At 72.9% G+C, this 26,716-nt stretch carries 28 protein-coding genes and 1 riboswitch; of the genes, 11 read left to right on the top strand and 17 right to left on the bottom strand.

Annotation, left to right across the window (positions count from 1 at the left end):
• Positions 1 to 109: 109 nt before the first annotated feature.
• Together D1J63_RS20495 and D1J63_RS20490 are read left to right on the top strand one after the other, a co-directional pair.
• Complete coding sequence (locus tag D1J63_RS20495; RefSeq protein ID WP_125630599.1) at positions 110 to 772, top strand: hypothetical protein; 663 nt, start codon at positions 110 to 112, stop codon at positions 770 to 772.
• Between the two features lie 10 nt (positions 773 to 782).
• The gene (locus D1J63_RS20490) at positions 783 to 1,889 is read left to right on the top strand and encodes a GNAT family N-acetyltransferase (protein ID WP_125630597.1); all 1,107 of its coding nucleotides are present in this window, start codon (positions 783 to 785) and stop codon (positions 1,887 to 1,889) included.
• Here the strand turns inward: D1J63_RS20490 and D1J63_RS20485 are convergent.
• Positions 1,871 to 2,167, bottom strand: a complete 297-nt coding sequence (locus tag D1J63_RS20485) for a DUF4031 domain-containing protein (protein ID WP_125630595.1) — start codon at positions 2,165 to 2,167, stop codon at positions 1,871 to 1,873. The two genes, D1J63_RS20490 and D1J63_RS20485, sit on opposite strands and share 19 nt — an antisense overlap.
• A 10-nt stretch (positions 2,168 to 2,177) precedes the next feature.
• Positions 2,178 to 2,558, bottom strand: a complete 381-nt coding sequence (locus tag D1J63_RS20480; RefSeq protein WP_102930615.1) for a hypothetical protein — start codon at positions 2,556 to 2,558, stop codon at positions 2,178 to 2,180.
• A gap of 67 nt (positions 2,559 to 2,625) precedes the next feature.
• Between D1J63_RS20480 and D1J63_RS20475 the strand changes: the two genes are divergently transcribed.
• The 3 genes from D1J63_RS20475 to D1J63_RS20465 all read left to right on the top strand — a co-directional run bounded on the left by D1J63_RS20475 (position 2,626) and on the right by D1J63_RS20465 (position 5,231).
• Complete coding sequence (locus D1J63_RS20475) at positions 2,626 to 3,576, top strand: MurR/RpiR family transcriptional regulator (protein WP_125635638.1); 951 nt, start codon at positions 2,626 to 2,628, stop codon at positions 3,574 to 3,576.
• Between the two features lie 109 nt (positions 3,577 to 3,685).
• A complete protein-coding gene (murQ, locus tag D1J63_RS20470; protein ID WP_125630594.1) occupies positions 3,686 to 4,621 on the top strand; it encodes an N-acetylmuramic acid 6-phosphate etherase in 936 nt (311 codons plus the stop codon).
• Positions 4,622 to 4,661: 40 nt separating this feature from the next.
• Positions 4,662 to 5,231, top strand: a complete 570-nt coding sequence (locus D1J63_RS20465; protein ID WP_125630592.1) for a hypothetical protein — start codon at positions 4,662 to 4,664, stop codon at positions 5,229 to 5,231.
• An 11-nt stretch (positions 5,232 to 5,242) separates the two neighbouring features.
• On the opposite strand, the gene D1J63_RS20460 is transcribed toward D1J63_RS20465, so the two are convergent.
• On the bottom strand, positions 5,243 to 5,836 hold the full coding sequence (locus D1J63_RS20460) for a dihydrofolate reductase family protein (RefSeq protein WP_125630590.1): 594 nt from the start codon (positions 5,834 to 5,836) through the stop codon (positions 5,243 to 5,245).
• 82 nt (positions 5,837 to 5,918) lie between these two features.
• Here D1J63_RS20460 and D1J63_RS20455 point away from each other — a divergent pair, with 82 nt between their 5' ends.
• The gene (locus D1J63_RS20455; RefSeq protein WP_125630588.1) at positions 5,919 to 6,506 is read left to right on the top strand and encodes a TetR/AcrR family transcriptional regulator; all 588 of its coding nucleotides are present in this window, start codon (positions 5,919 to 5,921) and stop codon (positions 6,504 to 6,506) included.
• A gap of 32 nt (positions 6,507 to 6,538) precedes the next feature.
• Here the strand turns inward: D1J63_RS20455 and D1J63_RS20450 are convergent, their stop codons facing one another.
• The 8 genes from D1J63_RS20450 to thrC all read right to left on the bottom strand — a co-directional run bounded on the left by D1J63_RS20450 (position 6,539) and on the right by thrC (position 15,438).
• The gene (locus D1J63_RS20450; protein WP_125630586.1) at positions 6,539 to 7,075 is read right to left on the bottom strand and encodes a hypothetical protein; all 537 of its coding nucleotides are present in this window, start codon (positions 7,073 to 7,075) and stop codon (positions 6,539 to 6,541) included.
• Positions 7,076 to 7,108: 33 nt separating this feature from the next.
• Positions 7,109 to 8,269, bottom strand: coding sequence for a pentapeptide repeat-containing protein (locus tag D1J63_RS20445; protein ID WP_232249965.1), 1,161 nt, complete (start codon positions 8,267 to 8,269; stop codon positions 7,109 to 7,111).
• Between the two features lie 102 nt (positions 8,270 to 8,371).
• Positions 8,372 to 9,913: a carboxylesterase family protein gene (locus D1J63_RS20440; RefSeq protein WP_125630584.1), complete on the bottom strand. Its 1,542-nt coding sequence runs from the start codon at positions 9,911 to 9,913 to the stop codon at positions 8,372 to 8,374.
• Between the two features lie 33 nt (positions 9,914 to 9,946).
• The gene (locus D1J63_RS20435) at positions 9,947 to 11,077 is read right to left on the bottom strand and encodes an NADH:flavin oxidoreductase (protein ID WP_125630582.1); all 1,131 of its coding nucleotides are present in this window, start codon (positions 11,075 to 11,077) and stop codon (positions 9,947 to 9,949) included.
• Positions 11,078 to 11,309: 232 nt separating this feature from the next.
• Positions 11,310 to 12,935 (bottom strand): chaperonin GroEL, encoded by a 1,626-nt coding sequence (gene groL / locus D1J63_RS20430; protein ID WP_030399380.1) that lies wholly within the window; start codon positions 12,933 to 12,935, stop codon positions 11,310 to 11,312.
• A gap of 327 nt (positions 12,936 to 13,262) precedes the next feature.
• Positions 13,263 to 13,466 carry a cold-shock protein gene (locus tag D1J63_RS20425; RefSeq protein WP_004929928.1) on the bottom strand — a complete coding sequence of 68 codons (204 nt, stop codon included), beginning with the start codon at positions 13,464 to 13,466 and terminating at the stop codon, positions 13,263 to 13,265.
• A 407-nt stretch (positions 13,467 to 13,873) separates the two neighbouring features.
• On the bottom strand, positions 13,874 to 14,149 hold the full coding sequence (locus tag D1J63_RS20420) for a MoaD/ThiS family protein (RefSeq protein WP_125630580.1): 276 nt from the start codon (positions 14,147 to 14,149) through the stop codon (positions 13,874 to 13,876).
• Positions 14,146 to 15,438 (bottom strand): threonine synthase, encoded by a 1,293-nt coding sequence (gene thrC / locus D1J63_RS20415; RefSeq protein ID WP_176154851.1) that lies wholly within the window; start codon positions 15,436 to 15,438, stop codon positions 14,146 to 14,148. Before thrC ends, D1J63_RS20420 begins: the two co-directional genes overlap by 4 nt.
• Before the next feature lie 17 nt (positions 15,439 to 15,455).
• Positions 15,456 to 15,603, bottom strand: a riboswitch (SAM riboswitch).
• Positions 15,604 to 15,775: 172 nt separating this feature from the next.
• On the opposite strand from thrC, the gene D1J63_RS20410 reads away from it, so the two are divergent.
• The gene (locus tag D1J63_RS20410) at positions 15,776 to 16,720 is read left to right on the top strand and encodes a glucosyl-3-phosphoglycerate synthase (RefSeq protein ID WP_125630578.1); all 945 of its coding nucleotides are present in this window, start codon (positions 15,776 to 15,778) and stop codon (positions 16,718 to 16,720) included.
• An 11-nt stretch (positions 16,721 to 16,731) separates the two neighbouring features.
• Here D1J63_RS20410 and D1J63_RS20405 read toward each other — a convergent pair whose 3' ends face one another.
• Entirely contained in the window at positions 16,732 to 17,448 is a 717-nt protein-coding gene (locus D1J63_RS20405) for a hypothetical protein (RefSeq protein ID WP_125630576.1), read from the bottom strand.
• A gap of 146 nt (positions 17,449 to 17,594) precedes the next feature.
• Between D1J63_RS20405 and D1J63_RS20400 the strand changes: the two genes are divergently transcribed.
• A complete protein-coding gene (locus D1J63_RS20400) occupies positions 17,595 to 18,983 on the top strand; it encodes a trehalose-6-phosphate synthase (RefSeq protein WP_125630573.1) in 1,389 nt (462 codons plus the stop codon).
• Positions 18,984 to 18,989: 6 nt separating this feature from the next.
• On the opposite strand, the gene D1J63_RS20395 is transcribed toward D1J63_RS20400, so the two are convergent.
• The 4 genes from D1J63_RS20395 to D1J63_RS20380 form a co-directional block, all read right to left on the bottom strand.
• Positions 18,990 to 19,475, bottom strand: coding sequence for a hypothetical protein (locus D1J63_RS20395; RefSeq protein ID WP_125630571.1), 486 nt, complete (start codon positions 19,473 to 19,475; stop codon positions 18,990 to 18,992).
• 139 nt (positions 19,476 to 19,614) lie between these two features.
• Positions 19,615 to 20,487 (bottom strand): trehalose-phosphatase, encoded by an 873-nt coding sequence (gene otsB / locus D1J63_RS20390; RefSeq protein WP_125630569.1) that lies wholly within the window; start codon positions 20,485 to 20,487, stop codon positions 19,615 to 19,617.
• A 35-nt stretch (positions 20,488 to 20,522) separates the two neighbouring features.
• On the bottom strand, positions 20,523 to 20,756 hold the full coding sequence (locus tag D1J63_RS20385) for a DUF3263 domain-containing protein (protein ID WP_125630567.1): 234 nt from the start codon (positions 20,754 to 20,756) through the stop codon (positions 20,523 to 20,525).
• Between the two features lie 50 nt (positions 20,757 to 20,806).
• Entirely contained in the window at positions 20,807 to 22,024 is a 1,218-nt protein-coding gene (locus tag D1J63_RS20380; RefSeq protein WP_206436812.1) for an extracellular solute-binding protein, read from the bottom strand.
• Between the two features lie 187 nt (positions 22,025 to 22,211).
• Here D1J63_RS20380 and D1J63_RS20375 point away from each other — a divergent pair, with 187 nt between their 5' ends.
• The 3 genes from D1J63_RS20375 (at position 22,212) to D1J63_RS20360 (ending at position 25,628) form a co-directional block, all read left to right on the top strand.
• Positions 22,212 to 23,222 carry an ROK family protein gene (locus D1J63_RS20375; protein ID WP_125630563.1) on the top strand — a complete coding sequence of 337 codons (1,011 nt, stop codon included), beginning with the start codon at positions 22,212 to 22,214 and terminating at the stop codon, positions 23,220 to 23,222.
• Complete coding sequence (gene nagA / locus D1J63_RS20370; RefSeq protein ID WP_125630561.1) at positions 23,222 to 24,367, top strand: N-acetylglucosamine-6-phosphate deacetylase; 1,146 nt, start codon at positions 23,222 to 23,224, stop codon at positions 24,365 to 24,367. The genes D1J63_RS20375 and nagA overlap by 1 nt, the downstream gene beginning before the upstream one ends.
• Before the next feature lie 328 nt (positions 24,368 to 24,695).
• On the top strand, positions 24,696 to 25,628 hold the full coding sequence (locus D1J63_RS20360; RefSeq protein ID WP_125635632.1) for a 1-phosphofructokinase family hexose kinase: 933 nt from the start codon (positions 24,696 to 24,698) through the stop codon (positions 25,626 to 25,628).
• Between the two features lie 46 nt (positions 25,629 to 25,674).
• On the opposite strand, the gene D1J63_RS20355 is transcribed toward D1J63_RS20360, so the two are convergent.
• The gene (locus D1J63_RS20355) at positions 25,675 to 26,643 is read right to left on the bottom strand and encodes a CBM35 domain-containing protein (protein WP_125630558.1); all 969 of its coding nucleotides are present in this window, start codon (positions 26,641 to 26,643) and stop codon (positions 25,675 to 25,677) included.
• Positions 26,644 to 26,716: the final 73 nt, after the last annotated feature.

Raw genomic sequence — 26,716 nt, 5'->3', positions numbered from 1 at the left:
CTCTCGGCCGTCGCCCGGCTCGTCAGGCCGGTGATTCGGCAATCGGTTCCACAGTCAGCTCAACAATCAGTTAGAAGCTATCACGAACATTATCTGGGAGAATGGCCGCATGGCCGACCTCGACGCCCTGCGCTCCCGCTTCGCCCGCGCCCTGGCGGGAGCCACCGCTCCCGGCGCCGCCCCCGACCCCGCGCCGTACGCCGACAACCTGCTCGCCCGCTGGCAGGAGCCGCAGCGGCGCTACCACACCCTCGCGCACCTCACGGCGGTCCTGGACCACGTCGACGTCCTGGCGGAGCACGCCGACGACGTGGACGTCGTACGGCTCGCCGCCTGGTTCCACGACGCCGTCTACCTGCCCGAGCGGTCGGAGAACGAGGAGCGCTCGGCCCGGCTCGCCGAGCGCGCGCTGCCCGAGGCCGGGGTTTTGGCGGAGAGGACGGCCGAGGTGGCCCGGCTGGTGCGGCTCACCGTCACCCACGCCCCGGCCGGCGACGACCGCGACGGGCAGGTGCTCTGCGACGCGGACCTGGCGATCCTCGCGTCGCCGCCGTCGGCGTACGCGGCGTACACGGCGGCCGTCCGGGAGGAGTACCACTTCGTCCCGAACGCGGCGTTCCGCGCGGGCCGGGCCGCGATCCTGCGCCAACTCCTCGGCCTGCCCGCCCTGTTCCACACCCCGCACGGGCAGCGGGAGTGGGAGGCGACCGCCCGCCACAACCTCACCGGGGAACTGGAAATGCTGTCGCTGCCGGACACCCCGGGGGTCTAGCCTGCCCGGCATGCGAAGCATGGGCGGGGAGCAGGTGGAGGAGGCCGTCGCGGGCGCCGTGGCGCTGCTGCGGACGGCGACGGAGCGGGACTGGCGGGGGACGCGGGCCGGACGACTGGACTGGGACTGCCGGTACACGGCGGAGCACATCGCGAGCGACCTCATCGCCTACGCCGGTCAGCTGGCCGGCCGCGCCACCGAGGCGTACGTCCCGTTCGAGATCACCCTGGACGGCACCGACGACGGACTGGACCCCGCCGACAACGAGGGCGTCCTCCAGGTGATCGAGACGACCGGCGCGCTGCTCGCCGCCACCGTCCGCACCACCCCGCGCGAGGTGCGGGCCTTCCACCCGTACCCCTTCCGCAGCGCGAACCGCGAGGGCTTCGCCGCGATGGGGATCACCGAGGTGCTGCTGCACACCCACGACATCGCCGAGGGCCTCGGGCTGGCCTACGAACCGCCCGCCGAGCTGTGCGCGGACCTGCTGGCCCGGCTCTTCCCGCACGTCCAGCCCGGCACCGGTCCCTGGCACACCCTGCTGTGGGCCACCGGCCGCGGCGACCTGCCCGGACGCGCCCCGGTCACCGAGTGGCGCTGGCGCAACAACCTGGTGGTCCCGGCCGAACGCCTCACCCTCCAGGGCGTCTCCCCCGCCGCCGCCGGCGACCTCGCCGCGGGCGGCGACGGCGGCTTCGCGTGGGTCGAGGGCGGGCCCTTCCAGGGCACCCGGGACGCCGCCGGAATGCTGCTGAAGGCGTACGAGGCGGGGACGCACCGCCCGGAGTGGGGCGTCTTCGCGCTCGTCCGGCGCGAGGACGGGCGTGCGGTCGGCGGCATGGGATTCCACGGGGCGCCGGACGGGGACGGCCGGGTGGAGGTCGGCTACGACCTCGCCGAGGCGGCCCGCGGCAACGGCTACGCGACGGAGGCGCTGCGCGCGCTGTCCGCGTGGGCGCTGGCGCGGGAGGAGGTGACGTCCGTGTTCGCGACGACGGAGCCGGAGAACGGCGCGTCGCAGGCCGTCCTCGCCCGGGCCGGGTTCGGCCGGGTCGCCGTGGAGTCCGCCGGGGACGGCGACGGCGCCGGGCAGTTCGCCTACGAGCTGCGCGGCTGAGCACCGGGGGCGTCGCGGACGGCCCCCTTGCGCCGGCGCAGCCCCGCTCCGTGCAGCAGCCGCACCACCTCACGGCTGCTGACCTCCAGCGCACCGGCGGACACGGCGTCGGCGTACCGCTGGGCGGGCAGGTCGTAGTGGTCGCGTTCGAAGGCGCGGCGGGGCACGCCCAGGGCCGCGGCGAAGGCGTGCAGTTCGGTGTAGGAGACGTCGCTGACCAGGTGCGACCACAGGCGGCCGTGGCCCGGCCAGGTCGGCGGGTCGATGTAGACGGTCACCGCGGGAACCTCACGAGGACGTGCCGCCGGGAGTCGCGCCCAGCGAGCCGACCGCGGCGACCTTCACGCCGGCCTTGCCGCACACCCAGTGCGGGTCGGGACCCAACTCGGGCTCGACGTCCAGCGCGTGCGGGTCGCCGGAGCCGCACACCGGGCACAGCGGCCAGCGGCCGTACCGCTCCAGCAGGGCGTCCTGCACGTCCTGCGCGACCAGCCCCGCCACGAACTCCGCGCCCTCCGGCCACTGCTCGACCCACCAGCGCCGCTGTACGACGGACTCCTCGACCAGCGACACGACGTCCGGCTCGGCGACCTCGCCCGCCACCAGATCGGCGAGGACGAGGGCGCGTGCGGCGTGCAGCGCCTGCTCCAGGGGGCTGATGGGGTTCATGCACCCATTGTGCGCACTCTTGACCCGCGGACCGAAACGAAAATATCTTTCATGAGTGACCGATGAAGTGAAGGAAACTTTCGCCAGTGCCTCCGGGGGCCGCCGGGCCACCGGTGGCGGGAGCGCACCGCCCGCGCCCGCCGCGCTCGCGGCCAAGGTCCGCACCCTGGCGCCGTCGATGACGCGGTCCATGCAGCGGGTCGCCGAGGCCGTCGCGGGCGACCCGGCCGGCTGCGCGGCCCTCACGGTCACCGGCCTGGCCGAGCTGACCGGCACCAGCGAGGCGACCGTCGTGCGCACCGCCCGGCTGCTCGGCTACCCCGGCTACCGCGACCTGCGCCTCGCGCTCGCCGGGCTCGCCGCCCAGCAGCAGTCCGGCCGCGCGCCCGCCATCACCACCGACATCGCGGTCGACGACCCGATCGCCGACGTGGTCGCCAAGCTGGCCTACGACGAGCAGCAGACCCTCGCGGACACGGCCGCCGGTCTCGACACCGTCCAGCTCGGCGCGGCCGTCGCCGCCCTGGCCGCCGCCCGCCGCACCGACGTGTACGGCATCGGCGCCTCCAACCTGGTCGCCCAGGACCTCACCCAGAAGATGCTGCGCATAGGGCTCATAGCCCACGCGCCGGGCGATCCGCACCTGGCCGTCACCAACGCGGTGCAACTGCGCGCCGGGGACGTGGCGCTGGCGATCACGCACTCCGGCTCGACGGGGGACGTCATCGAACCGCTGCGGGTGGCCTTCGAACGCGGCGCGACCACCATCGCCATCACCGGCCGCCCCGACGGCCCCGTCACCCAGTACGCCGACCACGTACTGACCACGTCCACCGCCCGCGAGAGCGAGCTGCGGCCGGCGGCGATGTCGTCGCGGACCAGTCAGCTGCTGGTGGTGGACTGCCTGTTCGTGGGGGTGGCGCAGCGGACGTACGAGTCGGCCGCGCCGGCCTTGGCGGCGTCCTACGAGGCGTTGGCGCATCGGCACGGGGCGCTCCGCGGGGACCGTGGCAGGTAATCGCCGTGCGCGACTGCGGGTTCGTTGTGGCTGGTCGCGCAGTTCCCCGCGCCCCTGGGAGCCTCGCACCACCCAGCATCTACAAGTCACTGGAAAGAGCCATACCCTCATGACCTCCACCCCCCATCACCCCGATCTTCGTTCCCAGTTGGAGACGTTGGCCACCGAGGCGTTTCGGCCGGAGCTGGCCGAGATCGATCAGTTGCCGACGCTCGACATCACCCGCCTGATGAATGGCGAGGACGCCGCCGTGGCCGCCGCCGTGGCCGAGCGGCTGCCGGAGATCGCCGCCGCCATCGACGCCGTGGCCGTCCGGATGGCGCGCGGCGGGCGGCTGGTCTACGCCGGCGCCGGTACGGCCGGCCGGCTCGGTGTGCTGGACGCCTCGGAGTGCCCGCCGACCTTCAACACCGCCCCGGGGCAGGTCGTCGGCCTGATCGCGGGCGGCCCGGACGCCATGGTCACCTCGGTCGAGGGCGCCGAGGACTCCCCGGAGCTGGCCCGCGCCGACCTGGACGCCCTGGCGCTGACCGCCGACGACACAGTGGTCGGGGTCTCCGCCTCCGGACGCACCCCGTACGCCGTCGGCGCCGTCGAGTACGCCCGCTCGCTCGGGGCGCTGACCGTCGGCCTCGCCTGCAACCGGGGCAGTGCGCTGGCCGCGGCGGCCGAGCACGGCATCGAGGTGGTGACCGGGCCCGAGCTGCTCACCGGCTCGACCCGGCTGAAGGCGGGCACGGCGCAGAAGCTGGTCCTGAACATGCTGTCGACGATCACCATGATCCGGCTCGGCAAGACGTACGGGAACCTGATGGTCGACGTCCGGGCCTCCAACGAGAAGCTGCGGGCCCGCTCGCGCCGCATCGTCGCGCTCGCCACCGGTGCCGCCGACGACGAGATCGAGCGCGCCCTGACGGCGACCGACGGCGAGGTCAAGCACGCGATCCTGGTCCTGCTGGCCGACGTGGACGGCCCGACGGCCGCCCGCCTCCTGACCGAGTCCGGCGGCCATCTGCGGGCGGCGCTGGCGGAAGCGCACGGCTGACCGCCCGGGGCCGTCGGCGCCGTGTGCGATTCTGAAGTACATGAACCACGCCCAGCTGACCGCCCTGGGCCGCGCCCTGCGTCTGATCGGTGAGCACGGCGAGGCCCTGACCGCCGACACGCCCGAGGCCAAGCTGCACGAGGTCCGCGCGGACCTGAAGCGCGCGCTGGACCAGCTGGAGGAGAGCGTCACGACGACGGCCCCCAGCACCCGCTGCCCCGAGCACCCGAACGGGCCGGTCGACCAGGGCGCCCCCGACCTGTGCCTGCTGTGCGAGACCCGCCGCCGCACGGCTCGCCGCGCCGAGTACGGCGGCGGCCCGGTGCCGCACCGGCCCGCCGAGCCGGTCCAGTCCCGCTACGGCGTCCGGGGCGACCGCCCGCAGCCCCAGCAGCGCTGGCTGCCCGAGCTGTGGAACGGCCAGGCGTGGCAGCTGTGCGGCACCCCGCGCCGCGACCGCCGCGAGGCCGAGCTGTACATCGCGGCGCAACTGCGCGGCCCGCGCGCCGCGATGGCGTACCGGATCGTCCACGAGTTCACCGACTACGAGGTGCTGCGGGTGTGGGGGACGCCGGTGCGGGTGGACATCGAGCCGATGGGCGGGCTCTGAGTCCCGCCCCCTCACCGGCGGGTGAAGCGGGTGAGCGTGACGCCGTTGGTGAAGGCGGTGCGCTCGGCGGCGTCGAACACCGTGGGGTCGAAGGCGCCGTCGACCAGCGGGACGCCGGCACCGGCGATCACCGGATAGCTCTTGATCAGCAGTTCGTCGATCTCGGGCAGCAGGGCGCCCGCGAGCTTTCCGCCGCCGCACAGCCAGATGTCCAGGCCGGTGTCCTCCGCCTTGAGCTCACGGACGAGACCGAGCGGGTCGCTCGGCACGACGGTGACGGCGGGGTCCGCCTCGTCGGGCCGCAGGGTGCTCGACACCACGTACTGGCGCAGGTGCGCGTACGGGCTGGGGTAGCCCTCGTCGAGGCCGGGACGGTAGCTGCCGAGTCCCATCAGCACGGTGTCGAAGTTCCGGTTGGGCACGTCCGTGAGACCGACGGCGGCGCGGTAGGCGGTCGGCACGGTCTCGGGGTAGAGCGGGTTGACCCAGGCCGAGTAGGCGGCGGCCTGCCGTTCGTCGCCGAGCGGGAAGAAGTCGAACTCTCCGCCGGGTCCGGCGATACGGCCGTCGAGGGTGACGGCGACGTAGTACACGAGCTTGCGCAAGAAGAGCCCCTCACGTAGTACTCTGACCGAAGTGGTTTGAACGTAGTACTACACATGGAGTGGTGTCAATGGAGTTCTGCTCATGGTGAGGCGCAACGACGAGCGGCGCGCCGCCCTCGTGGACGCCGCGATCGAGGTGCTGGCCGCACAGGGCGCCCGGGGGCTGACCTTCCGGGCGGTGGACACGGAGGCCGGCGTACCGGCCGGCACCGCGTCCAACTACTTCGCCAACCGCGACGACCTGCTCACACAGGCGGGCGCCCGGGTCTACGAGCGGCTGCACCCCGGCGAGGCCGCCCTCGCGCGCCAGCACACGGTCCCCCGCGACCGCGACACCTACGTACAGCTGATGCGCGAACTGGTCGACCGCGTCGCCGCGTTCCGCACCGGCTACCTCGCCCTGCTCGAACTGCGCCTGGAGGCCACCCGGCGTCCCGAACTGCGCGCGGTGCTGACCGAACGCGTCCGTGAGGACGTCGCCGCCAACGTCGCCCACCACGAGGCGTCCGGCCTCCCCGGCGACGCCATGGCCGTCAAGCTGCTCATCCTCACGCTGAACTGGCTGATCGTCGAACAGCTCACCCTGCCGGACGTGTTCACCCCGGCCGAGCGCGACGAACTGGTGGCGGCGGCGGTCGAACGCCTCGTGACGCCGGAGGGGGACGGGTAGCCCAGGAGGGCCCCGCCTCTACTCGCCGCCCGTCAGGCGTTGCCGGGGCCGGCCGCCGCCAGGGCCTCCGACACGGCCTGCCGCAGGGAGCGGCTGGTGATCCGGCGGTTCTCCCCGCCGGCCAGGCACGCCGCGGCACGGCCCACCCAGTCGGGGTCGCCGAGGACGCGGAGCCTTCCGTCAGCGGTGAGCTGCCGCAGCAGGGCCTCCAGCCGGAGCGCGTCAACCGCCCGGTAAGGGCGCGTGTGCTGGTCGAAGCGCAGTTGGTGGTCCTCGTACGGGTGGCGCAGTGTCATGTGCAACCAGCCGCCGTCCCGCGTGGCGACCATGCCCTTCAGCGTGTACTGGCCCCTGTTGTTGGTGCTCCAGGCGTGCTTGCCCCAGGTGAGCCTGATGCCGTCCATGATCCTGGACCAGGGGATCAACTGCCCCTCGGAGTCCGGCTCGTGCTGGTGGAGCCCGTCCGGGCGGAACTCCACCCAGTGGCCGTCGCTCCGCTCGGCGTCCCCGACGCGCCAACGCCCGTCGGCCAGTTCCAGTGGCCCCAGAGACATGCGGTCCTCCCCCATGCGGTCATTGAACCACGCGCGTTCGAGCGCCGGTCAGGGCGTGGACCGCAGCGGCGGGGCCTGCCACGTCGTCCCGGGGGGCTGGAGCAGGGGTGACGGCTCGGGGCCGGGGTCCTCGGCGTCCACGACACCGGCGGCCGTGCGGTCGAAACCGGCGGGCCAGCGGGTGTGCTCGCTGGCCAGGGCACCGGTCAGCCGCGCTTCGGCGAGGTCGGCGGTGCTCAGGTCGGTGCCGCGCAGGTCGGCCAGACGGAGGTCCGCGCGGTGGAAGACCGCGCCGTGGGCGTCGGCCTTGCGCAGGTTCGCCTCGCGCAGGTCGGTCCCGGTGAAGTCGGCGTCGCGCAGGTCGGTCCCGACCAGCTTGGCGGCCCGCAGGTCGGTCAGAACGCAACGGGCCCGGCGCAGGATCGCCGTCGTGAGGTCGGCGTGCCGCAGGTTGAGCGAGACCAGGGACGCCTGGGTCAGATTGGCGTGGTAGAGGCTCGCCGCCTCCATGCAGGCCCGGTCGAAGTTGACCTCGGGGAACCACAGTCCGTCGCAGTCGGCCCGGCGCAGGTCGGTGAGGCTGAGATTGACCCAGGACTGCTCCCGGTGCTCGCACAGCACGCCGAGCGCGGTGAGCGCCACCTGGGCGTCGGCGGTCCGGGTCTCCAGGGGTGCGATGTCGTTGATGGGCACGTCGGCAGCCGGTGCCTGCGGCCCGGCGGGCGGCCAGGGCAGGTGGGTACGCAGGTAGGCGGCCAGGATGGAGATGATGGCCTCCCGGTCGCGGTCGGACTGCTCCGCGATCCGCCACAGTGCGTGCAGCCCGCCGATGCGCACATCCAGCTTGTCGCTGCCGAGCTGGTCGACGGCCCGGCTGAACCGGTCGGTGACGTAGCCCTCCTGGGTGGCGCGCAAGCCGGCCTGGCTCACCCGCAGTTGGCGCCAGGTGGCGTACGCGCCGAAGAGCACCACCAGGCCGCCGATCACCTGCAGAAGCGTCGTGCGGACATCGTTCACCGCCTTCAGCCGGTCCGGTGCGGCCACGCTCGCCCCGGCGAGATCGTGGTCGACCACCACGCCCGGCAGGACGACGAACACCGTGCCCAGAACGGCCGTCCCCGCCACGGCCAGCAGCCCCGCGACCACCCGGCGCCCGACCCGCCCGTCCTGCCCCGCGCGACGCCCGCCGGATGCATCCCCCGTCCCCATGGGCACCGGAGCCTAGGCGCCGCCCGGAAGCCGATCAAGGGCGGCGGCGCCTCCGGCCCGGGCGGGGGACGGCCGGCCGGGCCACCAGGTGTCCTCCGCCGCTCACCCCTTGGCCCTCAGCAGCGGCAGGGGTGTGAACTCGTGGCCCTCCCACAGGCGTCGGGAGGTCTCCTCCGGGTAGGGCGCGACCGTCGGTTCGGTGTCCAGGACCTGGACCAGGCGCCGCTGCGTGTCGTACGCGGGCCAGCCCGGGTCGCCGGTGCGGGCGAAGGCGGTCCAGGAGGCGCGGAAGCGGGACGACAGGGCCAGCGCCTCCTCGGACGGCTCCGCGCCGCCGAACTGGAGCCGTGCCAGGTCGGCCTGGAAGGCGCCGAAGAGAAGGGGGATGTCCAGGGCGTGACACGCGCCCAGGGCACCGCCGAAGGCGGGGGCGGGCCAGGTCAGTTCGTAGACGTGGGCCCGGCCGCCGCCCGCGAGGTGGGCCTCGGCCAGGTGCAGGGACGGCATCGCGAACAGCCAGTCGGTCTGGACGCGTTCGTAGAGGTCGTTGGCCGACGCCTGCGGGAACGCGGCGCGGTAGGCCGCTTCACCGCCCGGGGCGTACAGACGCAGGGCGGCGCCCGCGCGGTCCTCGCCCACCTCGCCGAGCCTGCCCGCCAGGGCGCTGAACAGGCGGTTCTCGTCGCGGTTGTGACCGACCATCAGCTCCACGTCGCGGGCCGCGCCGGAGGCGAGCGCCTGCCACGGCGCGACCGGCAGGAACTCGCCGTCCACGACCGGGGCGTACGGGGTGATCGTGGGGGCGGCCTGGCCCCAGCGGGCGACGTTGCCGGGCATCTTCGGGGCGAGGGCCTGACCGGCCTTGACGAGCTGGTCCGGGGCGATGTCCGAGAGGTCGGCGACGGTCGGGCGCAGGCCCAGTTCGGCGGCCAGGTCGGTGCCGATGTCCCGGGCGAGTTCGGTGGAGAAGAAGGTGCCCGGCACGCTCTGGGCGACGGCCCGCCGGAAGAGCCCGGCCGCGCGGGGCATCGCCAGCAGGGAGGCCACGGAACCGGCGCCCGCCGACTCGCCGAAGATCGTGACGCGGCCGGGGTCGCCGCCGAACCCGGCGATGTTGTCCTGCACCCAGGCCAGCGCGGCCACCTGGTCGAGCAGGCCCCGGTTGGCGGGGGCGCCCTCGATGTGGGCGAACCCCTCCATGCCCAGGCGGTAGTTGAGGGTGACGACGACGAGGTCGCCGTCGGCGGCTATGCGGCGGGCGTCGTAGGCGGGGCTGCCCGAGTGGCCCATCTTGTAGGCGCCGCCGTGGATCCAGACCATGACCGGACGCCGGGCGGCCGGGTCGGGGGCCGGGGTCCAGACGTTGACCGTCAGCCAGTCGTCGCCCTCGGGGACGTCCGGCGGGCCGACGGTGCCCGCGACGCCGAGGTCCTGCGGGGGCGGCGGGCCGAAGGCGTACGCGTCGCGCACGCCGTCCCAGGGGCGGGGGCGGCGCGGGGCGGCGAACCGGGCCTCGCCCACCGGGGGCTGGGCGAAGGGAATGCCGCGGAAGACGGCCAGGCCGTCCTCGGTCCGGCCGCGCACCGCACCGGCGGAGGTGCGCACCACGGGTTCCACTGACTCGGCGGGTCCAGGGATCGTCATCCTCCGGACCCTACGCCGTGGTGCGCACCGCGCTCAGCCGAGGGTCTTCAGCGATGCCGCGTCGTACGGGGCGAGTTCGTCGAAGCGGCCGCCGAGCACCTTCTCGGCCCACCGCGGGTCCTGGAGCAGGGCGCGGCCGACGGCGACGAGGTCGAACTCGTCGCGCTCCAGGCGGTCGAGGAGGTTGTCGAGGCTGCGCACCGGGGCGCCCTCGCCCTGGAAGGCCTTGGTGAAGTCGCCGTCGAGGCCGACCGAGCCGACCGTGATGGCGGTCTTGCCGGTGAGCTTCTTGGTCCAGCCGGCGAGGTTGAGGTCGGAGTCCTCGAACTCGGGGAGCCAGTAGCGGCGGGTGGAGGCGTGGAAGGCGTCGACGCCGGCCGAGGCGAGCGGGGCGAGGATGGCCTCCAGCTCCTCGGGGGTCTCGGCGAGGCGGGCGTCGTAGGCCTCCTGCTTCCACTGGGAGTAGCGGAAGATCACCGGGAAGTCGGCGGAGACCGTCTCCCGTACGGCGGCCACGATCTCGGCGGCGAACTTCGTCCGGGCCACGGGGTCGCCGCCGTAGGCGTCGGTACGGCGGTTGGTGCCGGACCACAGGAACTGGTCGACGAGGTAGCCGTGGGCTCCGTGGATCTCCACGCCGTCGAAGCCGATGCGCTCGGCGGCCGCGGCGGCCTCGGCGAAGGCGCCGATGACGTCGTCCAGGTCGCGCTGGGTCATCGCCTTCCCGGTGGGCTCGTCCTCGCCGATGCGCAGGCCGGACGGGCCGACGGCGGGGGCGTCCGGGAAGGGCTGCTCCCCGTCCTTGCGCACCATGCCGATGTGCCACAGCTGCGGCACGATCGTGCCGCCGCCCGCGTGCACCGCCTCGGCGACCTTCGCCCACCCGGCGAGCTGCTCCTCGCCGTGGAAACGCGGCACGCGGTCGCTCTGCCCGGCGGACTCGTGCCCGACGTAGGTACCCTCGGTGACGATCAGGCCGACCCCGGCCGCGGCGCGGCGCGCGTAGTACGAGACCACGTCCTCGCCGGGGATGCCGCCCGGGGAGAACATGCGGGTCATCGGCGCCATCGCGATGCGGTTGGGCACGGTGAGGCCGTTGATCGTGGCCGGGCGGGCGAGCAGTTGGGCGGCGCGGGTGGCGGCCTCGGTGGGGGTGGCGGTCACTTGCGGGCTCCCTGGAGTAGGTACCGGGTGGTATGTGCGCGCGCATTCATCGCACTCCTCGGTGAACGGCCCGGCCCGGTCGGGGCATTCCGTTCGTGGCCGCCGATCCGCCGTGACCCGGGACACATACGGCGGCCGGCCGGGAACACGGAAAGGCCCGAGGGCGGCACCCCCTCTCGGGGAGTGCCGCCCTCGGTCCGTGCAGGACGGTCGATCAACCGGAACCGGTCGATCAGAAGTCCATGTCACCGCCCGGCATGCCGCCCGGGGCGCCCGCCGGAGCGGCCTTCTCCGGCTTGTCGGCGATGACGGCCTCGGTGGTGAGGAACAGCGCGGCGATGGAGGCGGCGTTCTGCAGGGCAGAGCGGGTCACCTTCGCCGGGTCGATGATGCCCTCGGCGATCATGTCGACGTACTCACCGGAGGCGGCGTTCAGGCCGTGGCCGACGGTCAGGTTGCGGACCTTCTCCACCACGACGCCGCCCTCGAGACCGCCGTTGACGGCGATCTGCTTCAGCGGGGCCTCCAGGGCGAGCTTCACGGCGTTGGCGCCGGTCGCCTCGTCACCCGAGAGCTCCAGCTTCTCGAAGACCTGGGAGGCCTGGAGCAGGGCCACGCCACCACCGGCGACGATGCCCTCCTCGACGGCCGCCTTCGCGTTGCGGACGGCGTCCTCGATGCGGTGCTTGCGCTCCTTGAGCTCGACCTCGGTGGCGGCACCGGCCTTGATGACGGCCACGCCGCCGGCCAGCTTCGCCAGACGCTCCTGGAGCTTCTCGCGGTCGTAGTCCGAGTCGCTGTTCTCGATCTCGGCGCGGATCTGGTTGACGCGGCCCTGGACCTGGTCGGCCGAGCCGGCGCCGTCCACGATCGTGGTCTCGTCCTTGGTGATGACGACCTTGCGCGCGCTGCCCAGCAGGTCCAGCGTGGCGTTCTCCAGCTTGAGGCCGACCTCCTCGGAGATGACCTCGCCGCCCGTGAGGATGGCGATGTCGCCGAGCATGGCCTTGCGGCGGTCGCCGAAGCCCGGGGCCTTGACGGCGACGGACTTGAAGGTGCCGCGGATCTTGTTGACGACCAGGGTCGACAGGGCCTCGCCCTCGACGTCCTCGGCGATGATCAGCAGCGGCTTGCCCGACTGCATGACCTTCTCCAGGAGCGGCAGCAGGTCCTTGACGTTGCCGATCTTGGAGTTGGCGATCAGGATGTACGGGTCGTCGAGCGACGCCTCCATACGCTCCATGTCGGTGGCGAAGTACGCCGAGATGTAGCCCTTGTCGAAGCGCATACCCTCGGTGAGCTCCAGCTCCAGACCGAAGGTCTGGGACTCCTCGACGGTGATGACGCCTTCCTTGCCGACCTTGTCCATGGCCTCGGCGATGAGCTCGCCGATCTGGGTGTCGGCGGCGGAGATGGAGGCCGTGGAGGCGATCTGCTCCTTGGTCTCGACATCCTTGGCCTGCTCGAGCAGGGCGGCGGAGACGGCCTCGACGGCCTTCTCGATACCGCGCTTGAGGGCCATCGGGTTGGCGCCGGCCGCGACGTTGCGCAGGCCTTCCTTGACCAGGGCCTGGGCGAGAACGGTCGCGGTGGTCGTACCGTCACCGGCGACGTCGTCCGTCTTCTTGGCGACTTCCTTGACCAGCTCGGCGCCGATCTTCTCGTACGGGTCCTCGAGCTCGATCTCCTTGGCGATGGAGACACCATCGTTGGTGATCGTGGGGGCGCCCCACTTCTTCTCGAGGACGACGTTGCGGCCCTTGGGGCCGAGCGTCACCTTGACGGCGTCCGCGAGCTGGTTCATGCCGCGCTCGAGGCCGCGCCGCGCCTCCTCGTCGAACGCGATGATCTTGGCCATGTGAAGTGGTCCCTCCAGGACTGGGGGTGATTCCTTCGGACCGCGCCCGCGCCCGCGACGGACGGCTCGCCGGCCTTGTGGTTCCTTCCCCACCCGGCCCGCGGGCCTCACCGACCCGGTCCTTCGTTGTCACTCTCACCTTCAGAGTGCTAACGCCAATGATTAGCACTCGGCATGGTCGAGTGCAAGCGCCTCTCGGGGATCGGGCCGGGCGGTCAGCCACCCGCGAACAAGGGGACGGCACGCGTCCGGGCAGGCCGAAGGGCCCGTACCCCTGGAGGTACGGGCCCTTCGGATGAAGACCGGGTGCTGCGGTGGCCGCGCGTCTCAGGCGCTGAGGCGAACCATGTCGGCCTGCGGGCCCTTCTGACCCTGCGAGATCTCGAACTCGACCCGCTGGCCTTCTTCGAGGGTGCGGTAGCCGTCCATCTGAATCGCGCTGTAGTGGACGAAAACATCCGCACCACCGTCGACCGCGATGAAGCCGTACCCCTTCTCCGCGTTGAACCACTTGACGGTGCCCTGAGCCATGCCTAACTCCCCTATTACTGGCCCTTGCACAGATCCGCACTTCGCGGACCCGGGTCAGACCTCGCCCCCTCACGACTGGGGGCGTGCGCCGGAACGCGTCGACCGCGGCTGAATGTATCTGTCCAACTGCCGTCTGCAACAGGTCAATCGGACGAGAAATCTGGACGCGCCCGGTCCGGAATGTAGCGAGAATTCGCCTGAATACGGGTCAAGTCGGGGCACGCAAAGGGAACAAAAGCCGCAGAAAGCACCCACACTTTGGCTGTTTCTTGTCGGGCGGGCGGCAGGAATTAACGGTTCCCGTTGTGCCGATCGGGAGCGCGTTCCCCAACTCTACCGCGCTCAACCACATGGAATTGCCCCCTCCGTTTCTCTCACGGAGAGGGCAATTCACGCTACGACCCGTATCAGCCGCCGGCGACCGCCGGGATGATCGAGACGCCCGCGCCGTCCGGCGTCGAGGTCTCCAGGCCCTGCTCGAAGCGCACGTCGTCGTCGTTGACGTAGACGTTGACGAAGCGGCGCAGCTTCCCCTGGTCGTCCAGGACGCGGGCGGCGATGCCCGTGTGGTTCTTCTCCAGGTCGGAGATGACCTCACCGAGGTTGGCCCCCTCGGCACTGACCTCGGCCTTGCCGCCGGTGTAGGTGCGCAGGATGGTCGGGATACGAACGGTCACGCTCATGCGAGGCCAGCCTCTCGGAAGGAGTCCAGGTTGGGGCGGATCGTCGCGGTGAGGCCGGTGCCGGCCACCGCGTCGAGGGTCTTGAGGCCGTCGCCGGTGTTCAGGACGACGGTGGTGAGCGACGGGTCGAGCACGCCGTCCTCGATCAGCTTCTTCGTCACGCCGACCGTCACGCCGCCCGCCGTCTCGGCGAAGATGCCCTCCGTGCGGGCGAGCAGCTTGATCGCGTCCACGACCTGCTCGTCGGTCACGTCCTCCACGGCACCGCCGGTGCGGCGGGCGATGTCGAGGACGTAGGGGCCGTCGGCCGGGTTGCCGATGGCCAGCGACTTGGCGATGGTGTTCGGCTTCTGCGGGCGCACCACGTCGTGGCCGGCCTTGAACGCCGTGGAGACCGGCGAGCAGCCCTCGGCCTGCGCACCGAAGATCTTGTACGGCTTGTCCTCGACCAGGCCGAGCTCGATCAGCTCCTTGAGCCCCTTGTCGATCTTCGTCAGCTGGGAGCCGGAGGCGATCGGCACGACGAGCTGGTCGGGCAGCTGCCAGCCGAGCTGCTCGCAGATCTCGTACGCGAGGGTCTTGGAACCCTCGGCGTAGTAGGGGCGCAGGTTGACGTTGACGAAGCCCCAGCCCTCGCCGGCCGGGTCGCCGATCAGCTCGGAGCAGAAGCGGTTCACGTCGTCGTAGTTGCCCTCGATGCCGACCAGCTCACCGCCGTAGACGGCGGCCATGACGACCTTGCCCTGCTCCAGGTCGTGCGGGATGAACACGCAGGAGCGGAAGCCGGCCCGGGCGGCGGCGGCGCCGACGGCACCGGCGAGGTTGCCGGTGGAGGAGCAGGACAGGGTGGTGAAGCCGAAGGCGCGGGCGGCCTCCAGGGCCTGGGCGACCACGCGGTCCTTGAAGGAGTGCGTCGGGTTGCCGGAGTCGTCCTTGACGTACAGGCCGCCGGTGACGCCCAGCTCGCGGGCGAGGTTGTCGGCCTTGACGAGCTTGGTCCAGCCGGGGTTGATGTTCGGCTTGGTCGCCACGTCGGCCGGGACGGGCAGCAGGGGGGCGTAGCGCCAGATGTTCGCGGGGCCCGCTTCGATCCGCCCCCGCAGTTCCTCGGTGTCGTAGGCCGAGAAGTCGTAGGAGATCTCGAGAGGGCCGAAACACTCTTCGCAGGCGAAGACCGGTCCGAGCGGAACCCTGTGGCCGCATTCCCGGCAGCTCAGCGCGGCGGCGGGGCCGAGGTCGACGGTGCCGTCGGTGGGGTTCGTGGAGGTTTCGGCAGTCTGCACAGCCATGGAGGCGAGGCCCTTTCTCCTCATCTTCCTCACGACGCATCTCGCCGTGAGACGGATTTGGCACCTTCCCTAGCCGGGAGCCTCGCCACGTCCGTGTGACAAGTGCCGGCTGGAGGGTTGCCGGGGCTTCATCGGGCCGTATCCCTCTGCCCCTCTGGATGAGCGGTATGAAGTTGTTCTTCGCTGGTGCGCGCGGCGACCCCGGCATGCGGTGGTCCCACGCGTTGTTCAAGACTGTAACCGAAGGCCAGGACCGTTGAGACAGTCGTCCGTACCGCGAGATGGATCACAACGGATCACTGCGCATCACCACGGATCACGAAGGAGACCCCCGGACGTGCTGGAAGAAGTCGAGCGCTGGCTGAACGCACGCTCCTGGTCCGCCGGCGACCGGACCGTCCGGCAGCTCCTGTCCGCCAAGCACACCACCGGGCAGTCGGTCAGCGTGGTGCTCCCCGCGCTGGACGAGGAGGCGACGGTCGGCGACATCGTCTCGGTGATCCGGCGGGAGCTGATGCTGCGGGTCCCGCTGGTCGACGAGCTCGTGGTCGTGGACTCCGGGTCGAGCGACCGTACGGGCGAGGTGGCCGCCGCGGCCGGCGCGCGTGTCGTGCACCGGGACGCGATCCTCCCCCGCATCCCCGCCGTGCCCGGCAAGGGCGAGGTGCTGTGGCGGTCGCTGCTGGTCACCGGCGGGGACATCGTCTGCTTCGTCGACGCCGACCTGCGCGAGTTCTCCGCCGACTTCGTCTCCGGGATCGTGGGCCCGCTGCTGACCGATCCCGACGTGCACCTGGTCAAGGCCATGTACGACCGCCCGCTCGGCGCCGCCCCGGGGCAGGGCGGCCGGGTCACCGAGCTGATGGCCCGCCCGCTGCTCAACATGCACTGGCCGCAGCTGGCCGGTTTCGTCCAGCCGCTGGGCGGCGAGTACGCGGCCCGCCGCTCCCTGCTGGAACGGCTCCCCTTCCCGGTCGGCTACGGCGTCGAGCTCGGCATGCTGGTCGACGCCCTGCACCTGGTGGGCCTGGACGCGCTCGCGCAGGTGGACGTCGGGGTGCGCGTCCACCGCCACCAGGACGGCCGGGCGCTGGGCCGGATGGCCGCCGCGATCTACCGCACCGCCCAGCTCCGGCTGGCCCGCGGTCACCTGGTCCGGCCGACGCTCACCCAGTTCGAGCGGGGCGTCGACGGCTTCGAGCCGCGCACCTACGCCGTGGACACCGAGGAACGGCCCCCGATGGCGGAGATCGCGGAGTACGCGGCCCGGAAGGTGGCCTGAACCCCCGCGCCTCAGCCGGGGACGCCGTCCGACCAGCGCCACCTGCCACCGGAGTCCTGCTCGCAGGTCAGGTACTCGCCGCCGCGGCCGTGGGTGCTCAGGCCCCGGTGCTTCGTGGCGCAGAACTGGCCGTCGGCGTAGCAGTTGCCGGCCGGGCTCATCAGCTCGCAGACGCCGGTGCCGCCGCCTGTTCCGCCACCGGTTCCACCGCCCCCGCTCGTGCCGCCGGTGCCGTCGGCCCGGGTCTTCGACGGCTTCGGGGTCGGCTTCGGCGTGTGCAGCAGGCGCCCGGCGCAGTCGCGGCCGTCGCGGGGGACGGTGAAGGTCACGGTGCCGGAGCCGCCGCTCTGCTCGCAGACCTTCTCGTCGAGGCCCCAGGAGGAGGCCGGCTGCCCGGTGCCCTGGAGGAGCACGGTGTAGTCGACGTGTGCCCCCTTGGCGGCGAGGACGGCCGCACTCATGGTGCGGCCGGTGAAGTCCGCCAGCGTGGCGGCGGTCGGGGTGGGAGTCGGCGTCGGCGTCTGAGTGCTGGGGGACGTCTCGGGGGTCGGGCTGCTGCTCGGCGTCGCGGTGGCGGTCGCGGTGGCCGCCGTGGGTGCCTCCGCCTTCGTACTCGCGTCGCCGCCGTCGCCGCAGCCCGCCAGGGCCAGCGCGCAGGCCGCGATCAGGGCCGCCGTGCCGGTGAGTCCGCCGGTGCGCGGGTGTCGCGTACGTATGCGTATGGGCATGGTGCGCCCGCCCCCCAAGAAGTTGAAATGTGCACCGCACATCCTCAACCTGTTCACAGTTTCCGCACAAGACGCGTGACCGAATCGCCGCCGAGGTGACACCGGGGAACGTTTGAGGTTCGGGGGGCCGGGCTAGATTGAGGCGTATGGCTTCAAGCTTCGGTGCTGCTCAGGTGCTGGTCGCCTCCAACCGGGGGCCGGTCTCGTACGAGGTCCGGGAGGACGGGTCGCTGCACGCCAAACGGGGTGGTGGCGGGCTCGTGTCCGGGCTGTCGGCCATCGGCCCCGACGCCGGCGCGCTGTGGGTGTGCTCGGCGCTCGGCGACGGCGACCGCGAGGCGGTGCGGCGCGGGGTCGGCGAGGCCGGCGTGCGGATGCTGGACGTACCGGCCGACGTGCACGCGGACGCGTACAACGGGATCGCCAACAGCGTGCTGTGGTTCGTGCACCACATGCTGTACCAGACGCCCCTGGAGCCGGTCTTCGACGCGGAGTTCCGGCGGCAGTGGGCCTCCTACGAGGCCTACAACCGGGCCTTCGCCGAGGCGCTGGCCGAGGAGGCGGCCGAGGGCGCGGTCGCGATCGTGCAGGACTACCACCTGACGCTGGTGCCGGGGATGCTGCGCGAGCTGCGTCCGGACCTCAGGATCGGCCACTTCTCGCACACGCCGTGGGCCCCGGTCGACTACTTCCGGCTGCTGCCCGACGACATCGCCGAGCAGGTGCTGCGCGGGATGCTGGGCGCCGACCGGCTCGGGTTCCTCACCCGACGCTGGGCGGACGCGTTCACCGCCTGCTGCGACGCGGTGGTGGGCGGGCTCGGCGGCACGGAGATCGGCGTGCACGGTCTCGGCGCCGACGGCGACTTCCTGCGGAAGCGGTCGCACGAGGCCGACGTCGAGGAGCGGATGGCGGAGCTGCGGGAGCAGATCGGGGAGGGCCGCCGCACGATCGTGCGGGTGGACCGCACCGAGCTGTCCAAGAACATCGTGCGGGGCCTGCTGGCCTACCGGGAGCTGCTGGCCGGGCGGCCGGAGTGGCGCGAGCGGGTCGTGCACGTCGCCTTCGCCTACCCCTCGCGGCAGGACCTCGCCGTGTACCGGGACTACACGGCCGAGGTGGAGCGGGTCGCGAACGCGGTCAACGAGGAGTTCGGCACCCCGGGGTGGACGCCGGTCGTGCTGAATCTCAAGGACGACTTCGCGCGGTCGCTGGCGGCGTACCGGCTGGCGGACGTGGCGCTGGTCAACCCCGTCCGGGACGGGATGAACCTGGTCGCGAAGGAGGTGCCGGTCGTCTCCGACGCGGGGTGCGCGCTGGTGCTGTCCCGGGAGGCGGGGGCGTACGAGGAGCTGGGCGAGGACGCCGTGGTGGTGAACCCGTACGACGTGGTGGGGACGGCGGACGCGCTGCACACGGCGCTCGGCCTGCCGGCGGGGGAACGGGCCGAACGCTCGAAGCGGCTGGCGGCCGCCGGCACCGCGCTGCCCCCGGCGCGCTGGTTCCTGGAGCAGCTGGAGGCGCTGCGCGGCTGACGCGGGCTACTTGTCCCGCACCGGCGGGCAGGTGCCGGTCTCCTCGCCGATGGAGTTGATCTCGGCGTTCGGCCGCGGGTCACCGGCGTAGTTCACCTGGTCCGTGCACTTGACCCCGTCCTGCTTGGGGGTGCCGGAGGGCGCCTTGCCCGACTGCGGCTCGGGGCAGGTGCCGGTGTCCGCGCCGATGGAGTTGATCTCGGCGTTGGACCGCGGGTCGCCGGCGTAGTCCCGCTGGTCCGTGCACTTGACCCCCGTCCCCCGGTCCGGCTTCGACGCCGTCGGGGTCTGCGAGGACGCGCCGCCGGTGGCGGTGCCGTCGTCCGCGGAGGGGGACTGCGCCGTGGGGGTCTGCGCGGGGCTCGTCGCGGTCGCGGTGGGGGCGGCGTCGACGTTGACGTCGCCGTCGCCGCCGCTGTTGCCGCAGGCGGTCAGCGCCAGGCCGAGGGCCACGGCGGCGAGGGCGAGCATCGGGGTCTTCCGAGCGGACATGGCGGGTTCCTCCACGGTCGTGTGCCTCACTGAGCAGGCATTACGGCGTGCAAGACAGCGGGGCGGCGGGGCCGGGTTGCCCCGCCGGCGGTGTCCGGACACGCCTGTGACGCTCCGGGGAAGGGGCCGTGACGTCGGCTCAGGCCAGCCGGTGCGCGAGCGCCGTCAGCAGGGCCACGACCCCGGCGGGGCCGGGGACCTCGACGTCCGCGCGCCTGCGCAGTTCCGTCACCTCGTCGCTGGCGCTGCAGACCAGCAGGCCGGGGGTGCCCTCGGTGCGGAGGATGTCGACGGCCGCGTAGGCCGGGAGGTCGCCGAGGTCGTCGCCCGCGAAGAGGACCGAGCCGGCGTCGAGGGAGTGGACGTACGACCGCAGGGCCGCGCCCTTGTCCATGCCGGGCGGGCGCAGTTCCAGGACCATGCGGCCGGGTTCGACGATCAGGCCGTGGCGGGCGGCCAGGTCGGCGAGGGGGGCGCGCAGGGCCTCGAAGGCGGCCTGCGGGTCGGGGGCGCGGCGGGTGTGGACGGCGACCGCGTGGCCCTTGTCCTCCGTCCAGGTGCCCTGCGCCGCGGCCCCGGACCGCTCCAGCAGCCCCGGCAGCTCGGCGCGGACGGCGGCGACGCCCGGGTGCGGCGCGGGCGTGGCGAGGGTGCCGGTGGCGGCGTCCCAGCGCTCGGCGCCGTAGTGGCCGAGGACGACGAGGCGGTCGAGGCCGGGGACGTCCGCGAAGCCGCCGTGGTGGACGGCGACCTCGGCGGGGCGGCCGGTGATCACGGCGATCGAGGCGACCTTCGGGGCGAGCGCGGCGAGGGCCGGTACGGCCTCCGGGTGGGCGCGGGCCCGGTCGGGGTCGGGCACGATCGGGGCGAGCGTGCCGTCGAAGTCGAGCGCGACCACCGCGCGGCCGGGGTCGGCGAGAAGGGCGTCGAGCCCTTCGCGTCCGGCGGCCGTCGCGGGCGTCGGCAGGGGGTGTGGGGAGTCGTCTCGGGTGGAGTCCTGGTGGCTGCCCATACGGCGAACCTATCCCGCCGGCGCCGAAGGCAATCTCAGCGCTCCGCGCGGCGCGACTCCCGCACCCGGCGCAGGCGGTTGACCGTCACCGGGTCGGCGGCCAGGGCGCGGGGGTCGTCCAGGAGGGCGTTGAGGAGCTGGTAGTAGCGGACGGGGGCCAGGCCCAGCTCCTCGCGGACGGCACGCTCCTTGGCGCCGGGGCCGCTGAAGCCCCGGCGTTCCAGTGCGAGGATGCTCAGCTCCCGCTCGGCCAGCTCTCCCGGGTCCATGTACGGAACCGTAACGCCCGCCGCCGACAACGCGGCCGCCGCTCGGGCCGTCACTCCGCGCTGCTCGCCCGCATCGCCGTCGCCTGGATCTCGCCGAGGACCTCCTCGGGGCTGCCGCCGGGGGCGACCGCCTCGCCGATGCGCTTCTTGACGTCCGCGCTGACCGAGGCCCAGGAGGCCTTGCCGACCGGGTACAGCTGGGAGAGCAGCAGCTCGTCCAGGAACGGCTTGAGGTTCTTGTCCTCCGGCGCGGTGCTCATGGTCTGGGAGGCGGAGGTGGTCACGGGCAGCAGGCCGTACTCGCGGGAGAAGTCGAGGACGTTCTCCTCGCTGTAGACGAAGTCGAGGAAGTCGCCGATCTCCTCCTGGTGGCCGTTCTTCTTGAAGGCCGTCATCCAGTCGGAGACCCCGAGGGTGTTCCTGCTCTCGCCGTCCGCGCCGGGTGTGGTCACCATCCCGTACTTCACGCCCTTGTCGGCGGCCATCTTCATCAGCGAGGGGTGCCCGTTGAGCATGCCCACGTCGCCGTTGGCGAAGGCTTCGAAGGCGGCGGCGCGGTTGAGCTTGCCGGGGGCGACCGGTCCGGTGAGGCCCTTGCCGACCAGTTCGTCGCGCAGCCAGGTGAAGGTGGTGGCGTTCTGCGGCGAGTCGATCGAGTAGGTGCCGACGTCGTCGGTGTAGCCGCCTCCGCCGCTGAGCATCCACTGCATCGTCTCGGCCGGTGCCTCCTCGGGGCCCAGCGGCAGGGCGTACGGGTACTTCACGCCCTTCTCCTCGAGCGCCTCGGCGGCCTCGGCCAGGTCGTCCCACGTCTTGGGCGGCTGGACCCCGGCCTCGTTGAACAGGGTCTTGTTGTAGAAGAGCACGCGGGTGGAGGCCGCGAAGGGCAGGCCGTACTGCACGCCGTTGACCTGGCCGGCGGCGGCCAGCTGGGAGACGAAGTCGGCCTGGACCGGGATGGAGAGCACGTCGTCGGCCCGGTAGAGCAGGTCCTTGTCCGCGTAGTCGGAGTAGGCGCCGATCTGCGCCATGTCGGGCGCCTTGCCCGCCTCGACCATCTCGCGGACCTTGCGGTCGACGTCGTTCCACGAGTAGACGGTGACGTCCACGTGCACGTCGGGGTTCTTGGCCTCGTAGGACTTGGCCAGCTCGTCCCAGTACTTCTGGGAGCTGTTCTCCTTGCCGTCGCCGTAGTCGGCGGCGACCAGCTTCAGGGTCACCCCGTCGGAGTCGCCGGTCAGCCCGCAGCCGCCGAGGACCGCCGTCATGCCCAGTGCGGACACCACCGCGATCGTTCCTGTCCTACGCCGCTGCACCCTGTTCCCCAACCCTGCCGACGACTCGTCGTTCACTGCTCGTTGTTCACTGCTCGTTCGCGTGTTCGCTTAACGGATTAAGGTCTACACCACGCGAGTGGACTAGACCTCTCCCGGGTAGACGGGCCACACTGTCCCCGTGAGACATGTCATCGCCCTCGATGTGGGCGGCACCGGGATGAAGGCCGCCCTGGCGGGACCTGGGGGCGAACTGCTGCACCAGGCACGCCGTGCCACCGGCCGTGAGCGGGGGCCCGAGGCGGTCGTCGCGGGCATCCTCGACTTCGCCGCCGAGCTGCGGGCCTACGGCGCGGACCGCTTCGGCGAGCCGGCCGGTGCCGCCGGCGTCGCCGTCCCCGGCATCGTCGACGCCGAGCGGGGCGTCGCCGTGTACGCGGCCAACCTGGGCTGGCGCGACGTACCGCTGCGCAGGCTGCTCGGCGAGCGGCTCGGCTCCGTCCCGGTCGCCCTCGGCCACGACGTGCGCACCGGCGGGCTCGCCGAGGGCCGGATCGGCGCCGGACAGGGGGCCGACCGGTTCCTGTTCGTGCCGCTGGGCACCGGGATCGCGGGCGCCATCGGCATCGACGGCCGGGTCGAGGCGGGCGCGCACGGCTTCGCGGGCGAGATCGGCCACGTCGTCGTACGCCCCGGCGGCGTCGCCTGCCCGTGCGGGCAGCGCGGCTGTCTGGAGCGGTTCGCGTCCGCGTCGGCGGTCAGCCAGGCGTGGGCCGAGGCCTCGGGCGACCCGGAGGCGGACGCCGCCGACTGCGCCAAGGCCGTCGAGTCGGGCGACGCCCGCGCGCTCGCCGTGTGGCGGGACGCCGTGGACGCGCTCGCCGACGGACTGGTCACCGCGCTCACCCTGCTGGACCCGCGTGTCCTGATCATCGGTGGCGGCCTCGCCGAGGCGGGGGAAACCTTGTTCACACCGCTGCGGGACGCCGTCCGGCGGCGCGTGACCTTCCAGAAGCTTCCGGAGATCGTCCCCGCCGCACTCGGGGACACCGCCGGTTGCCTGGGTGCCGGGCTGATGGCCTGGGACCTGCTCGACGGCGCTGCTCCGGCCGCCCCGGCTGCCCGGACCGCTCCGACATCCACTGCTTCCACGGCCGCCGCGGCCGCGACTCCCCCGGAGGTAACCACCTGATGGCCCCAAGCAAGGTTCTCGCCGGTGCCCGGGTGGTACTGCCCACCGGAACCGTGGACGACGGCCGCGTGATCGTCGACGGCACGCGGATCGCGGCCACGGCTCCCCCGAACGCCGAGGTCGTCGATGTGTCGGGCCACTGGGTGGTCCCCGGCTTCGTCGACATCCACAACCACGGCGGCGGCGGCGCCTCCTTCGCGGGCGGCACCGCCGAGGACGTCCTCAAGGGCGTCGAGACCCACCGCCGGCACGGCACGACCACGGTCGTCGCCTCCGCCGTCACCGGTGATCTGGACTTCCTCGCCCGGCACGCCGGGATGCTCGCCGAGCTGGCGCAGCAGGGCGACATCGTTGGCATCCACTTCGAGGGGCCGTTCATCTCCCCGTGCCGCAAGGGCGCGCACGACGAGCAGCTGCTGCGCGACCCGGACCCGGCCGAGGTGCGCAAGCTGGTCGACGCGGCGCACGGCCACGCGAAGATGATGACGCTGGCGACCGAGCTGCCGGGCGGCCTGGACTCCGTACGGCTGCTCGTCGAGCACGGCGTGATCGCGGCCGTCGGGCACACCGACGCGACGTACGAGCAGACGGTCCGGGCCATCGACGCGGGCGCCACCGTCGCCACCCACCTCTTCAACGCGATGCCCCCGGTCGGCCACCGCGCCCCGGGTCCCATCACCGCGCTCCTCGAGGACGAGCGGATCACCGTCGAGCTGATCAACGACGGCACGCACCTGCACCCGGCCGCGCTGCAGCTGGCCTTCCACCACGCGGGTGCCGCCCGGGTCGCCTTCATCACCGACGCGATGGACGCGGCCGGCTTCGGCGACGGCCGCTATCTGCTCGGCCCGCTGGAGGTCGAGGTCGCGGACGGGGTGGCCCGGCTGGTGGAGGGCGGCTCGATCGCGGGCTCGACGCTCACTCTGGACCGCGCCTTCAAGCGGGCGGTGACGGTGGACGGGCTGCCGGTCGGGGACGTCGTCGCGGCGATCTCCGCCAACCCGGCGCGGCTGCTGGGCCTGGACGACCGGATCGGCTCCCTGGAACCCGGCAAGGACGCCGACCTGGTGGTCCTGGACGACGCCTTCGACCTGGTGGGCGTGATGCGCCGGGGCGCCTGGGTGGTCGATCCCCAACTGGGCTGATCCGTCCCCGAGTCCGCTCCGGGGCCCTCCAGGGATGGCCGACCGGGGGCTAGGGGGTGTCGTTTGGATCTTGCCGGGGTCGCGAGGCCTGGCACGCACATCTGCGGCGTTGTCGTCGGTTGTCAACGCTCCGCGTTGCCGCCCTCCTCCGCCTTGCAGCTGCACGCACCAGACCCCGCTCGGGTCGGCCACACGGCACCCTTGCCTGGAGCCGGCCTGATCCAAACGACACCCCCTAGGCCGACCGCCCGCCGTTTGGCATGATCGTGTCGTGGAGCGCAGCTCCGCGGGCACGCCCAGCCGCACACGATCGGGGGAGGTCGGCACGGTGATCCTCACCGTCACTCTCAACACCGCGCTCGACATCACCTACCGCGTCCAGGGCCTCAGGCCCCACGCCTCCCACCGGGTGACCGAGGTGACCGAGCGCCCCGGCGGCAAGGGGCTGAACGTGGCCCGCGTCCTGGCGGCCCTCGGGCACCAGGTCACGGTCACCGGCTTCGCGGGCGGCACCACGGGGGGCGTCGTGCGCGAGCAGCTGACCGGCGTGCCCGGGGTGACCGACGCGCTCGTGCCGGTCGCCGGGGCGACCCGGCGCACCGTCGCCGTCGTCGACGAGCGCACCGGCGACACCACCCAGCTCAACGAGCCCGGCCCGGCCGTGGCGCCCGCCGAGTGGAACGCCTTCCAGGTGGCCTACGAGGACCTGCTGACCGGCGCCGCCGCGGTGGCCCTGTGCGGCAGCCTGCCGCCGGGCGTCCCGGTGGGCGCGTACGCCGGGCTGGTGCGGGCCGCGCGCGCCGCGGGCGTGCCGGTGCTGCTAGACACCAGCGGGGAGCCGCTGCGGCGGGGGCTGGCCGCCCGCCCGGACCTGATCAAGCCGAACGCCGACGAACTGGCCGAGCTGACCGGCTCGCACGAACCGCAGCGGGCCGCGCAGGCCGCCCGGCGCCGCGGTGCCCGCTCGGTGGTCGCCTCGCTGGGCGCCGAGGGGCTGCTCGCGGTGACCCCGGAGGGCCGCTGGCGCGCCGCCCCGCCGGCCCATGTGCACGGCAACCCGACCGGCGCGGGCGACTCCGCGGTGGCGGGTCTGCTCTCCGGGCTGGTGGAGCACCTGCCCTGGCCGGACCGGCTGACCCGCGCGGTCGCCCTGTCGGCGGCCACCGTGCTGTCACCGGTGGCGGGCGAGTTCGACCGGGCGGCGTACGAGGAGCTGCTCGGGCGCGGGGTCGCGGTGACGGCGGAGGCGGGCGCGGCCTGAGTGCGGGCCTGGGTGCGGGCCCGGGTGCGTCACCCGGGCCGCCCGGTCAGTCGGACTGGAGCGAGAGCTTGTCGAGGACGAAGTCGCACTTGTTGCCCTCGTTGCACGCCAGCTCGATCGTGTTGGTGCCCTTGGTCAGGTTCACGTTGGCCCAGGTGGTCTGCCAGCCCTTTTCCCAGTCGCCCTCGGGCGTGCCGCCGAAGTTCTTCATGTTCAGCGGGCGCGAGGACGCCTTGCCGTTGATGACCAGGGTCGCGTCGGCGTCCTTGCCCGGAATGCCGTAGCGCACGTTCAGCCGGTAGCCGCCGGCCTTCTCGATGCCGTTGACGGTCCAGGTGACCTTCGCGCCGACCTGGTTGAAGCCCGTGACGTAGACGCCGCCGTCCGACTCCGCGCCCTCGACGTCCGAGGCGGTCCCCATGCCCGGCGACAGCCGCAGCGCCTTCGCGTCGGTCGCGGGCAGCTCGGCCTCCTCCTCGGCGCCCTCGCTCGCGGACGGGCTGGGCTCGCTGCTCTGGGACTGGGTCGGGGTCGGGTCGCCGCCCGCCTCGCTGCCGCCCTTGTCGTCGTCGGAGCCGCTGCTCGTCATGGCCACCGCGATGCCGATGACCACGGCGGCGACGACCGCCACCGCGCCGATCAGCAGGCCCTTGGTGTTCGGGCCGCGGCGCCCGCCGCCCCCGCCGTGTCCCGACGGCTGCTGCGGGGCCCCGGGGCCGCCACCGCCCGGGAAGGTCTCCGGCGCGGCGTAGTGCGCGTTCGGCTGCCCGTACGCCCCCTGCTGCTGACCGTAGGCGCCCTGCGGCTGCCCGTACGCGCCCTGCTGGGTCGGGGCGGCCTGGCCCTGCGGTGCGCCGTACTGCCGTGTGCCGACGGGACGCACCCGGTTGACGGAGTTCGGGTAGCCATAGCCACCGGACGGCGGCTGGGCCCCGTTGGCCTGCCCGTCGGCGTAGAGGTAGCCGAAGGGGTCGTCGTCCTCGGGCGTGCTCGCGCCGTTGTTGCCGGGCGTCATCCCTTGGTCTCCTAACCAGATGCGGTGCGTGTGCGGTACGGGTGTGTGAGAGAGCGAGCCTACCCGCTCCCAC

The organism is Streptomyces sp. KPB2, from assembly GCF_003950055.1.
Taxonomy (GTDB): Bacteria; Actinomycetota; Actinomycetes; order Streptomycetales; family Streptomycetaceae; genus Streptomyces; species Streptomyces salinarius.
The sequence above is the reverse complement of the archived record's forward strand: the minus strand, read 5'-3'. Positions and strand labels throughout refer to the sequence as shown.